The sequence below is a fragment of the Roseburia sp. AF15-21 genome, assembly GCF_003479505.1.
Classification (GTDB): domain Bacteria; phylum Bacillota; class Clostridia; order Lachnospirales; family Lachnospiraceae; genus Roseburia_C; species Roseburia_C amylophila.
Map to the genome: position 1 here is coordinate 360,838 of NZ_QUHG01000001.1, position 12,538 is coordinate 373,375.

Annotated in this window: 12 protein-coding genes; 2 read left to right on the top strand and 10 right to left on the bottom strand. The window is 37.6% G+C overall.

What is annotated here, in order from left to right; all coding sequences use genetic code 11:
* Positions 1–3: 3 nt before the first annotated feature.
* Together DWW33_RS01760 and DWW33_RS01765 are read right to left on the bottom strand one after the other, a co-directional pair.
* Entirely contained in the window at positions 4–2,421 is a 2,418-nt protein-coding gene (locus DWW33_RS01760) for a glycoside hydrolase family 3 C-terminal domain-containing protein (protein ID WP_118638728.1), read from the bottom strand.
* A 28-nt stretch (positions 2,422–2,449) separates the two neighbouring features.
* On the bottom strand, positions 2,450–4,774 hold the full coding sequence (locus DWW33_RS01765; protein ID WP_118638729.1) for a hypothetical protein: 2,325 nt from the start codon (positions 4,772–4,774) through the stop codon (positions 2,450–2,452).
* Between the two features lie 119 nt (positions 4,775–4,893).
* On the opposite strand from DWW33_RS01765, the gene DWW33_RS01770 reads away from it, so the two are divergent.
* The gene (locus DWW33_RS01770; RefSeq protein ID WP_117699251.1) at positions 4,894–5,652 is read left to right on the top strand and encodes a helix-turn-helix domain-containing protein; all 759 of its coding nucleotides are present in this window, start codon (positions 4,894–4,896) and stop codon (positions 5,650–5,652) included.
* 115 nt (positions 5,653–5,767) lie between these two features.
* Here DWW33_RS01770 and DWW33_RS01775 read toward each other — a convergent pair whose 3' ends face one another.
* From DWW33_RS01775 to DWW33_RS16305, 4 genes are all read right to left on the bottom strand, one after another.
* Positions 5,768–6,394 carry a hypothetical protein gene (locus tag DWW33_RS01775; protein WP_118542436.1) on the bottom strand — a complete coding sequence of 209 codons (627 nt, stop codon included), beginning with the start codon at positions 6,392–6,394 and terminating at the stop codon, positions 5,768–5,770.
* A gap of 389 nt (positions 6,395–6,783) precedes the next feature.
* Positions 6,784–7,119 carry a type II toxin-antitoxin system PemK/MazF family toxin gene (locus tag DWW33_RS01785; RefSeq protein WP_243088486.1) on the bottom strand — a complete coding sequence of 112 codons (336 nt, stop codon included), beginning with the start codon at positions 7,117–7,119 and terminating at the stop codon, positions 6,784–6,786.
* Positions 7,119–7,436 (bottom strand): type II toxin-antitoxin system RelB/DinJ family antitoxin, encoded by a 318-nt coding sequence (locus DWW33_RS01790; protein ID WP_118638732.1) that lies wholly within the window; start codon positions 7,434–7,436, stop codon positions 7,119–7,121. Before DWW33_RS01790 ends, DWW33_RS01785 begins: the two co-directional genes overlap by 1 nt.
* Positions 7,437–7,671: 235 nt before the next feature.
* Entirely contained in the window at positions 7,672–7,854 is a 183-nt protein-coding gene (locus DWW33_RS16305; RefSeq protein ID WP_118638733.1) for a DUF6353 family protein, read from the bottom strand.
* A gap of 15 nt (positions 7,855–7,869) precedes the next feature.
* Here DWW33_RS16305 and DWW33_RS16265 point away from each other — a divergent pair, with 15 nt between their 5' ends.
* A complete protein-coding gene (locus tag DWW33_RS16265) occupies positions 7,870–8,106 on the top strand; it encodes a tyrosine-type recombinase/integrase (RefSeq protein WP_243088505.1) in 237 nt (78 codons plus the stop codon).
* Between the two features lie 126 nt (positions 8,107–8,232).
* Here DWW33_RS16265 and DWW33_RS01805 read toward each other — a convergent pair whose 3' ends face one another.
* The 4 genes from DWW33_RS01805 to DWW33_RS01820 form a co-directional block, all read right to left on the bottom strand.
* The gene (locus tag DWW33_RS01805) at positions 8,233–9,243 is read right to left on the bottom strand and encodes a GGGtGRT protein (RefSeq protein ID WP_117841112.1); all 1,011 of its coding nucleotides are present in this window, start codon (positions 9,241–9,243) and stop codon (positions 8,233–8,235) included.
* A gap of 19 nt (positions 9,244–9,262) precedes the next feature.
* Complete coding sequence (locus DWW33_RS01810; protein ID WP_022243201.1) at positions 9,263–9,955, bottom strand: iron-sulfur cluster assembly scaffold protein; 693 nt, start codon at positions 9,953–9,955, stop codon at positions 9,263–9,265.
* A gap of 138 nt (positions 9,956–10,093) precedes the next feature.
* Positions 10,094–11,671, bottom strand: coding sequence for a putative ABC exporter domain-containing protein (locus tag DWW33_RS01815; protein ID WP_118541529.1), 1,578 nt, complete (start codon positions 11,669–11,671; stop codon positions 10,094–10,096).
* Positions 11,664–12,377, bottom strand: a complete 714-nt coding sequence (locus tag DWW33_RS01820) for an ABC transporter ATP-binding protein (RefSeq protein ID WP_117698561.1) — start codon at positions 12,375–12,377, stop codon at positions 11,664–11,666. Before DWW33_RS01820 ends, DWW33_RS01815 begins: the two co-directional genes overlap by 8 nt.
* Positions 12,378–12,538 lie beyond the last annotated feature (161 nt).

Below are 12,538 nucleotides of genomic sequence, written 5' to 3' on the forward strand. Positions count from 1 at the left end.
TCTCTATTTCTTCAGCAGTCTTTTTAAAGCCTGCAGATATTTTTTATTTGCATTGTAAACTAACATATCGATTAACTTCGGAGTTGCAATTCCACCACTGGTTGCAATCAGTCCTTCCAGATTTCCTTCTTCGACTCCCATTTTTACCATTTTAAAGGCCGGGTCCCGCTCTGATTTTCCCCGAAGTATAATCTTAAGTCCAATATGTACGACTCCACGAACAATTTTTCCAAACATTGAGACATTTACCACATCCTGATAGGAATCGTAAACCGTATACTCTCCACGCTTTTTTTCTTTGTCATGTTTCGGTTCACCGCCTAATAGCTGATAAAATTGTTCTGCACTGATTTCCATTCCATGTGGCTGCTCTCTAAAATAATCCGGAAACAGTTCTCTTTCATTTCTAAAATAACTATTTCCTGCTACTTCCATATTCGCCTTTAATTGCAAATCATGTACCGATGCTCCGATACAGATCTGATATTTGCCGCTTAACATGGAAAAGGCTTTTTTCTCTACATCATAGACGGAAAAACTTCTTTCATCCAGCTCTAGTATAACTTCTTTTTCTTCTCCCGGATGCAGATATATTTTTTGAAATCCCTTTAGTTCTATATGGCTTCTGATAACATCTGATTCAATCGGGCAGATATATAACTGTGCTATTTCTGCTCCACTCACTTTTCCGATATTTTTAATTTTAAAACGAATTTGTATCTTTCCACCACTATATACTTCCGGTACATTCAATTCCGAATAGGAAAAGGAAGTATAGGAAAGTCCATAACCAAACGGATATTTTACCGGAACATGGAATGTCTCATAGTAACGATAACCTACAAAAATGCTTTCCCTGTATTCTACATCATCATTCGGAGGTGCAAAATATCTCCATGCCGGAGTATCTTTTTCTGAAAACGGAATTGTCTCTGCCAATTTACCGGATGGATTCACCTCACCACTGATTAAGTCAGCAACAGATTCCCCTACAGCCTGTCCTCCGAGGTACATGTGAAGAATTGCTCCTACATTCTTTTCAAAACTAAAATCCATAGGCGCACCACCGAAACTAATTGCTGCAATATGATCTTTTCCGACAGTTTCTGCAATTTCAGCCAACAGCTCTTCCTGATTTTGAGGGATTTTAAGATTTTTCCTGTCGTATCCTTCTCCTTCATAAGATTCTGTAAGACCGATAAAATATAGAATCACACAATCCTTTTTTCTATATTCCTGTTTCAGTTTTTCTATCGTATCCTGTAGTTGCTTTTCTCCTAATTCCTCCGTTTCATTCTGATATCCCTGTATATAAGTTACCTGATATCCTTTTTCACGTATTGCTTCAATCGCATTTGTCATCTTCGTCGGCTGGATATGACTGCTCCCACCTCCCTGAAACCGCATCTGCCTGGCAAGCTCTCCAATAATGATTACCTTCTTCTCTTTTCCAATTGGCAAAACACTATTATTTTTCAAAAGTACTGCACTTTCATTTTCCAGTTTACGTGCCACCTGATTCTGTTCTTCCATATCTACCTCATAATTTTCTTCTATATTTTTATGAAGTGATACAAAATTCTGCAGAACATTCTTAGTCCAGTTATCCAGTTCCTGATCCGTAATCCGGCCATCCTTATACGCTTCTTTTAACACATCTGTGTGGAAGCCTTTCGGATCTGGCATTTCCAGTGTCAGACCATTTTTCATACAGCTTACAATATCATTTGCTGCTCCCCAATCCGACACCACACCACCTTGATATTTCCATTCTTTTCTCAGAACATCTGTCAGTAAGTATTTATTTCTTGCTCCAAATTCGCCATTAATCCTGTTGTATGAAGCCATTACAGAAGTCGGTTTTGCTTTTTTCACAACTTCTTCAAAAGCCGACAGATATATTTCCCTAAGAGTTCTTTCATCAATCTGGCTATTGGATGTCATTCGTCTTGTTTCCTGTGAATTAACAGCATAATGCTTTAAACTCGTACCTATTCCAAGTCTCTGTACACCTTCGATATATCCCATTGCCAGCTTTCCTGTCAAATACGGATCTTCACTGAAATATTCAAAATTTCTTCCGCATAAAGGAGAACGCTTGATATTGATTCCGCAGCCTAGCACAATGGATATCTGCTCTTTTTTTGCTTCTTTCGCAATCGCTTCACCCATCTTTTTAACAATAGCAGGATTCCAACTGCAGGCTATTGCACTTGCAGTTGGAAAACAGGTTGCTGGCTTACTGGTTTCAATATCCCCAATCTTTTCCTGTTCCAGTTTTCGAATCCCATGTGGTCCGTCTGTCATCATAATAGAGGGGATTTTCCCATTACAGTCATAAGTATGCCAGTCACCAACACCGCCTAAAAGCCGGATTTTTTCATCTATTGTTAACTGTTCGCATATTTTATCAATGTTCATGGCTTATCCCCTCTTTCAAAGTCCATATCTAATGCCAATATTCTGTCGAAGTTGTTATCCATTGTGATTCATCTCTGCTTGGATATGTATCTGAGTACTTTTCTGCACGTTCTATCATTCTGATATACGCTTCAGCAGAATTAAATGTTGCATTAATATCCACAATATTGCTATTGGTTGACATCTTTTTCCAGAAATCTGGTACTAAACCATAATGTGCAACACCACGATCACCGTTAACATCAAATGTGACATTTCCTGTAGTTTGTTTATTAACCTTTGCTGTTACTCCATCCGCATAAATTCCCGGATATAAATCTGTAAAAGTGTCATAATCAACTGTATCGAAACTTTCTTGTACTTTATCAAAGTTCGGTAACATGCATGCACCATTAACATCGCTTCCATACGGTATTCCAAGAATCATGTCATCTGACTCATCATCGTTCATGTTATACCATGTAGTCGGCACTTCGTATGGTCCGTCATATTTAAAGTAATTTTGATTATCTAATATTCCTGTAGTCGGTGTTTCTGAATTATTACTCAGTTCTATCATATATTCCAGATAATCCGTTGCACATCTCTGATGTCCTGTTGTTGTTTCCCACATCATAGGTGATATAATTCCACCAAGCTGATATATTTTTATCATACGTGGAATATCCAATTGTTCCCATGCCTCATCTTCTGGATTAAACATATCCAAAATTCTTGTATGAGAACATATAATTCCCGGATATTTTTCTTCCCATAAGATATCCAAGGTATCATTTAAGGACTTGTCACTCATGTGATCAAGTTCTATAATCATGTGTCTGTTTATCATCTGATGAATCATCCATTTTCCAGTCTCTGTAAGTCCCTCAACATTGGCATGTCCCTGTGCATCTTCTGGAAGATCTGCTTTCGGCTGTTTGTAGAATACTCTTGGATTGGTGCTTACCTCTGGTTGATAAAAATCTGATGTTTTCAGGTAATTCATAATACTGAATATTTCCCCCTGATATAACTGACATCCACCGAAACCGTTATTCAATGCATGTATCATATAAAAACTTCTTATTCCCAGATCATATACTTCATCCAATTGCTTTTCTATATTTTCCAGACCTGTGTTCATTTCTTCTTCTGTGATTTCTCCAGCATTATATTTTCCAACAAAATCCGTATCTGCACCAAAAATTGTGTCTACTTCAATTCCTAAGAATACAGCCATTTTGCCCTGACTGATCACATCTCTTGCCTGTTCGGATGATGTTACAATTCTAAACCATCCTTCATTCGGTCCACCACACTGTGCATCTATATAATCCTGCATTTTATATACATACTCTATTTCCTGTCGGATTGCGTCCATATCATTTGTTACGCCATTTTTATAAGGCGGAAGTACATTGGTAACTTTTCCTAATATTTCATTATTTACGCACTGATGTACCAGCACTCTTTGCCCCGCCAGATAGGAACGCTCCAGCCATTTATAGTATGTCTGTTCGTGGTTTGTAGAATAACTTGTAGGCCAGTAACTAAAATTTGGATATCCCGATGTATTATGTGTCGTTGCACCATCTACTGCTTTTCCCCAAATATCATACGCTCCATTTACTCCATGCAGATCCGTACAATCATTGAGTGCATCTGCAATTCCCAGGGGACTAAATGCATCTCCATTAAATACAACTTCTCCTGATCCTTTGTTATGACACAAATGTGCATGAGTATCTGCTGTTCCGATAATGTTTTCACCACTTGACGGTCTCGCCATCACGTTCGATGTCGTTATTGGATTCCCATCCCCGTCATAAAAATCAATATTTATATCTGCTTCCGGAAACGGGTTATTTCCTTCTGTAAGTTCCAGTTCAAACCGGCATGTATCATCCACATTGTCTTTCCAAACCAGTGAAGTTCCCTTAATTCCAACATATTTCTTTTTAACATAAGAATAAAAAGAAAAGGAATTATCTTCATACTGCTCTACTTTAAATCGCGTCTTATCTGACAATGTCTTATTTCGGACAATTGCATTAAAAATGTTATATGTGAGATACTTGCTATCCTGATCAAAAAGAATATATTCTCCCAAGTCAGATGCTTTAAAGTAGAATGTCATTCCACTATCGGCTGTATCTGCCTGAGCTTCATATCCTGCTTTATTTCCAAGCAAGTATTTCCCATTACTGATAGACTTGATTTTAAAATAATGATTGGCCAGTGAATAAATACTTTGTTCCGAAGAACTTTCTGTCTCTGCTGTTGCTGCATAACAATTACTTGGATATGCAAAACCACCAACAGAAGTTCCAACTAACAGCATTGCCAGTAAAAAAATTACTTCTTTTCGTTTCATAGCATCTATCTCCTCTCTCTTAATCTCTTAATTGCATTTTATCTATTTCCGGCATATAATTATATTGATTTATCGTGTTTTATGTCAATTTATCGTGTTTTTGACAGGAGGAATTACCTATGTATAAAATGAAGTCAGACATCAATTTTTCACTCACACATGAAATGTTGGAAAATGCAGAAAATGAACGGATACATACATCTTATGCACAGGAAAAAGCAATTCTCGAATGTGTTTCAAACGGAGATATTCACGCATTGGAGAATACCTATTATTCACTCCCAACAACTGTTTACGGAAAGATGACCTCTTCCAATTCCAAATTAAAATTACTTTTTTATGCAAGTATTGCTAATACAACTTTAGTTACCAGATATGCCATCGAAGGAGGACTTAATGAGGAAACTGCTTTTTCCTTAAGTGATGTATATATACGAAAAATGGAACAATGTACCGATGTTGACGCTTTAATGAAATTAAATGAACAGATGGCTATTGAATTTACGCTTCGTGTTGCTGAAGCAAAAAAGACTCCAAAAAACTACTATTCACCAGCTATTTCTCGCGTCATTGATTATATCTATCATGGTAAAAATAAAACTTTAACCTTAAATCAACTGGCATCTTTAGTTAATTTAACACCTAAATATCTGTCTGCCCTGTTCCATAAAGAAACCGGACAGACGCTTACTGTTTTTATCCATAAAGTTCTTATTGAAAAGGCACAGAATTTACTGGCACATTCCGACTATAGTCTGGGTGAAATCAGTACTTACTTGAATTTTTCATCTCAAAGTTATTTTATTTCTATTTTTAAGAGATACACTGGTATAACTCCCGGACAATATCGTAAAATGCATCGCCAGATTAGTTGGTAAAATAGAAAATAAAATAAGAATATCGATGATTAAACGTTACTATCGCCAGAACTTTTCTCGTCTTGAAGATAAAAGAAAGCTACCAGTTTTTCCTCTGATAGCTTTCCATTCATTCTTATTCTGTTGGGAACATCGCTGCTTCCAGCTTATTCATCTCTGTATCCGAAAGACCATATTTTCCTGAATTATCTTTTTCCACGGATACTTTTACAGTAACAGTTTTTCCATAACTGTTCTTTTCAAGACTCTTCTGGACACTTTCTGTTAATACGGCTGCAAAGACTTCCGGATCATTTCCATCCAATCCCTGCTTTATTTTTTCATTGCTTACCTCTGTAGAGCTTTGTTGCAATGTCTGAAATACATTGGATGGTTCAACTTGTACACTTACTGTATAAACTCCATCCTCTTCTTTCACATCCTGTACTTTGTATTTTGCCAGTTTCTTTACTTCTGTCAGTTTTTCCGTATAATCAGCAATTCCTTTATCCGTAATGTTATCGGAATCATCAAATTGCTTTTGGATGCTCTCATTAAAATCCTCTTCGATTTCTTTCTTTGCATCTTTTTCCGAGAGTTCTAACAGATTCGCATAGTCCTTATATTCTCCATGATAGTATGCATCAAGAGAACTTTGGGCGTAAGATTTGGCATCGAAGTCTGGTTGTTTAGAGCACGCACTAATCCCAATACTTAACATTATCGTTCCCAAAATCATTAGATACTTTTGTAAGTTTTTCATCCTGTTATCCTCATACTTTTACTTTACAAAAAAATCCACAAATTTTCCGGCCTTTGATGATAGTTTAAATTTATATTCTTGTCCTTCATACTTGAAAGAAAACTTTCCACCAAATAATCCGGCTTTTCCTTGGATATTTTTCATATTTGGAATATAAATTTTTGCCCATCGTTCATCATACGAATTATCAATGTTAGCATGATGAATATATAATATATTTTCATTTATACTTAGCAATGCTAAACCTCTGATACTTCATATTGTCTCTTCTAATTTTCCAAGTAAATCATTCATTCATTGGCTTATTACAACAACTGTTCCAACTAATTCCTCTACTTCATTTCTAAACAGGATAAAAGTCGAATTTTAAGAAATGGCACTATATAACTCTATATAGCACCATTATCTCTTAAAAATTTCTTATACATCTCTTCAATTTTCTTCAAATCTTCATGGTGCAAATCACCTATTTTAAAAATAAAACTGTCTTTTGTAAGAAGTGTTACTTTTGATACTCTTGCAGTAGAAGCCAATCTTAAACCAGCTTCCTCCCAATAAATAATTGGTGTATCATAAGGATCTTCTTTCCTTGCTTTGTGTTTGGTGATTTTAACTGATAATACACCAAGAATATTTTCATCAAGTACAACAACTGGTCTATTTATTGATTTGCTTTCATCTTCCTCTAAAGGAATTTCCACAAACCACACTTCACCTTTGTTCACTATTTAACACCTCTCTCCTTTTTCATTTGTTCAAACATATCATCCCATTCAGATTCATCATTCCATTCGTCAGCAGATGATATGACAGCTTTGCCTTCTTTATTATAATTTGTGTTCTGCATTGCTAACTTATATGCTTGTAATCCATAAATTCCAGTATTCATATCAGGCTTAAATGGTAATGCTTGCTCCCTTACTGCCTGTTTCGCAGCCATAGTAAAGAAAGTAGTCATATCAAGTCCAAGACTGGACATAAGTTCTTGCAATTGAGCCTTTAACGTTTCATCAATTCTCATTGTTACATTTGTATTTGCCATATATATCACTCCTTTCTTAATATTATTATATTCTCCATTTTCGCCTTTGTCAATACAATGTATTAACATTGCACATGAAACTTAAAATTACTTGGCATTTTTAATCGAACATTTTCAGTTCTGGCATATATTTCTGTATTCAGCCTGCATTATGTCTACTATTGTGGATTCGAAGAATCTGTCTGAATATGGCTCATAAAATAATGTCTTCGGTATTGGTTCGTCGATATAGGTGCTACATTCGCCAAACATATATGAACCGTATATATACCGTTCTTCCGCTTTTTTTAACATTTAAAGCATGCATAATCTTTTCATGAGCTTCTTTACCATACAGTTCTTTAAGCTTTCTCTGATAATCTTTATAAGACTGGTCAACTAAAGCGTATATCTCTTGAATGATGTCGGAATAACACACTCTTCATCCATGACTATGACATACGATAAATACAGTTACAGATTCACCAAGGTAATTGAGTCGCTCGGATTAAATAAGGAGCATCGACCACATGATCCACGAAAAACGTTTATAACCAGATGTAAGAAGGCGGATGTTGATATAAATGCTCTGAAGCAAATGGTCGGTCACTCGATTAAGGATATAACGGAATCGGTCTATACGGTTCGTGATGTAGAATGGCTAAAAAAAGACCTGGAAAAAATGCAATAAAAGGGAGCTCTCTTAATCAAAAGAAAAGCTCCCTAATAAATTACCATATGGTGGTCAAACGACACAATTTCAACTACTTTTTACCACATCTTAATACTCTTAAAAGTGTTGATTTTACGCACTTTCTTAGAATTTACCAGCTTTTGCTGCTTCCTCTACGGAAACGGCAACTGCTACTGTAGCACCAACCATTGGGTTATTACCCATTCCGATTAAGCCCATCATCTCAACGTGAGCTGGTACGGAAGAAGAACCTGCAAACTGTGCATCAGAGTGCATACGTCCCATAGTATCTGTCATACCATAAGAAGCAGGACCTGCAGCCATGTTATCTGGGTGAAGGGTACGTCCTGTACCACCGCCGGATGCTACAGAGAAGTATTTCTTACCCTGCTCGATACATTCTTTCTTGTATGTACCTGCAACCGGATGCTGGAAACGTGTTGGGTTGGTAGAGTTACCGGTAATGGAAACACCTACGTTCTCATGATGCATGATTGCAACACCTTCCTGAACATCATCAGCACCGTAACATTTTACAGTTGCACGAAGTCCGTTAGAATATGCTTTTTCATATACAACGTTAAGTTTAGCTGCTTTGTAATCATACTGTGTCTCAACAAATGTAAATCCGTTGATACGTGAAATAATCTGTGCAGCATCTTTTCCAAGTCCGTTTAAGATAACACGAAGTGGTTTCTGACGTACTTTGTTTGCTTTCTCAGCGATTCCGATTGCACCTTCAGCAGCTGCAAAGGACTCGTGTCCAGCTAAGAAACAGAAACACTCTGTCTCTTCCTCTAATAACATTTTTCCAAGGTTACCATGTCCAAGACCTACTTTTCTGTGGTCAGCAACAGAACCTGGAATACAGAATGCCTGAAGACCTTCACCGATTGCTGCAGCAGCATCAGCAGCTCTTTTGCATCCTTTTTTGATTGCGATTGCTGCACCTATAGTGTAAGCCCAGCAAGCGTTCTCGAAACAGATAGGCTGGATTTTCTTTACCTGATCATATACATCAAGTCCAGCATCTTTTGTAATTTTTTCAGCTTCTTCAATAGAGCTGATACCATAGCTGTTTAATACAGCGTTAATCTGGTCAATTCTTCTTTCATATCCTTCAAATAATGCCATTATCTTCGTCTCTCCTTTCTTACTCTTCTCTTGGGTCAATGATCTTAACAGCATCAGCTACACGACCATACTGGCCTTTTGCTTTTTCCCATGCAGTGTTAGGGTCATCACCTTTTTTGATAAAGTCTGTCATTTTTCCAAGAGAAACGAACTGATATCCGATAACTTCGTTGTTCTCGTCAAGAGCGATGCCTGTTACATAACCTTCAGCCATCTCTAAGTAACGAACACCTTTCTCCTTTGTTGCGTACATAGTACCAACCTGGGAACGAAGTCCTTTTCCTAAATCTTCCAGACCAGCACCTACTGCAAGTCCGTCATCAGAGAATGCACTCTGAGTACGTCCGTAAACGATCTGTAAGAATAATTCTCTCATTGCTGTATTGATTGCGTCACAAACAAGGTCAGTATTTAATGCTTCAAGAATTGTTTTTCCCTGAAGGACCTCTGCTGCCATTGCTGCTGAATGTGTCATACCTGAGCATCCGATTGTCTCAACCAGTGCTTCTTCAATCACACCATTTTTTACATTTAATGAAAGCTTGCAGGCACCCTGCTGTGGTGCACACCAGCCTACACCGTGTGTAAATCCTGAAATATCTTCAATTTTTTTGGAATGAACCCATTTTCCTTCTTCTGGAATTGGAGCTGGCTCATGTTTTGCGCCCTTGGCAACAGGACACATGTTTTCGACTTCCTTCGTGTAAATCATTATAAGACTCCTTTCGATATGAAATATATATCATGTTAAACTTTGTTATACATTTAACACACCGCCCTCATTTTCTCACATTTTTTTACATTAGTCCAGTCTTTTTTACAGGAAATGCCCCTTAATTTTCTCAATTTGTTAATCTAATGCCTCCATCCGCTCAAATGCAAAGGATGCTCCGATTGCTCCAACCAGTGTCAGCAGGAATATAACGACTATCATCATAATAAATCCTGCAGTCACGGAAATGAACGCTCCCGTTGCTACTGCCACAATGATTCCGACACATAATACCAGTCCCTGGAACAGCATCCGAAGAATCGTTCTGCCCAGTTCTCCAAACATTTTCCCTATCACGACATCTGCCAGCATATTCATATAAAGCTTATTAGCATTCAGGCACATATATAAAATGACGGTCAAAATCATGTAAGACACCGGAAGTCCCATTACGATACTGCCCGGCAGCGTAATCAGAAGTCCGTCAATCAGCGCACGGATATGCTCCATTTTGGTGGCATACCACATTTTCTTAAAATTACTGTCCGGAATCAGATAGGTGTATGGATTTGCCAGTTCCTTCGACCACTTCGTCTTATAACCGCTGAAAATAAAGATAACATAGGCAATGACGCCCGGAATTACAAACATTTTAAAAGGCTGGCTGGAAATTTTATTATAATAAGAGACAACCGCAATTGCCACACCTATAACCAGAAACAGCACCGAATTCCAGCCAAAGATAAAGAAACGGTTTTTACGGTATTCTAATACCTGCCGGTAGAAAATTGCTTTAGCGTAAGTTCCCTTATAAGCCATCTTTACATTCCGTAAATACTTTTTCTTGCCATTTCCCACTACAACCTCGCCCTTTTTCGAGCGTTTCATCCGGTCATCATAATCTTCTGCAAATTTTGCAGCATCTTCATAGAATTCTCCGGTACACTTCATCTTTTTCGCATAAAGTACCAGAAAAACAGTACTGGTTAAAAGAAGTACGGTTGCCACCACATTGATTCCTGCAGGACCTATAATAATAAGCTGAATCAATGCAATTTCCCAGCCTATAATCGGAATCAGCTGTACCACCGGAAGCTGGATTAAGTCCACAAACACAGATAACTGCATGCCTTTCACCGAAACAAAGTAGATTGCCACCAGTGCAAAAGCTGCCATTACTCCATACATAATATAGGTAAGTACGGTAAAGAACTGTTTAGGAAGTGTTTCATTTCCATAGCAGATAATCATTAACGCTCCCTCTAAAATATTTTCCAGTACACCAGCATAAAGGAAATATAAAATCATCTTATATGGTGTAACACCAAATACACCAATTCCAAGTACCAGTACAAATAGTTCAACAATAAAATTGGTTAAGAACTGCTTCATTCCGGCATGAAGAATAACTTTCTTCGGTTCTTCCGGTGCAGCAAATACAAAATGTACTTCTGACGGGCGGAACAACAGTCCTTTTCTCTTGATATAGGAAATCAGATTTGCCGGAACAATCATAACCATCAGTACGGATAAAACAGTTGCAATTCCTTCCGGGCTGTTTAATCCGAAATCGACAGACATGGAACCAAGTCCATACAATACCAATGCTGCATATAAAACAACAAATACCAGTGCAAGAAAAGTCTGTGGCCGTTTCAGGCTCCGCTTCACTTTATTCTTAATGGTCTGGAAAAAAACAAAGGAAAGACTACTCATGTTCTTCACCACCAGTCTTTGGTTCTGTCACTTCAAAGAACAGTTCTTCTATGTCTTTATCCGCAATTTCATTTTTGTTAAATGTTGCTATAATTTTCCCTTGTTCCATTACAAACATCACATCCCACAAATCTTTTACCATTTCAAGCATATGGGTACTGATAAGAATGGTACAGCCTTTCTCTTTTAACTCAAGCACAACTTCTTTCAGTTCTTTTATGGCTGCCGGGTCAAGTCCAACCATTGGCTCATCTAACATCACAACCTTTGGATGAATAGCAAGTGCACAACAGATACTGACCTTCTGCATCATTCCTTTGGACAATTCATTTCCCAGCTTCTCCTGTTTATCCAGAAGTTCAAAACGTGTCAGCAGTGCATCTATTTCTTCCTCTGTAATGTCACTGTTATATGCCCGCTTCACATATTCGATATGCTCCCGCACCGTCAGTGCTTCAAACATTGCCGGAATCTCCGGTACATAGCCAAATATTTTCTTCGCTTCCAGGCTTCTTGCCTTCATTCCATTAATACCAACACCACCTTCATAACGAAGGAGTCCTGCAATACTCTTTATAATGGTTGATTTTCCGGCACCATTTGGTCCAAGCAGGATACCGACCTGACCATCCTGCACCATAAAGCTGACATGGTCCACTGCTACATTCTTTCCATATTTCTTAGTAAGCTCTTGTACTTCTAACATTTTCACCCTCCAAAATTCACGAGAAACACTCTTTGTAAGCTTCCCGTATATACTGCGAGAAACACTCTTTTCAAAGTTCTCGTCCAACTAAAAAGCAGCCGTATGTATTACTTAATTAATACAGTAATGCATACAGCTGTTTTTGTCAACCATTCATTTCT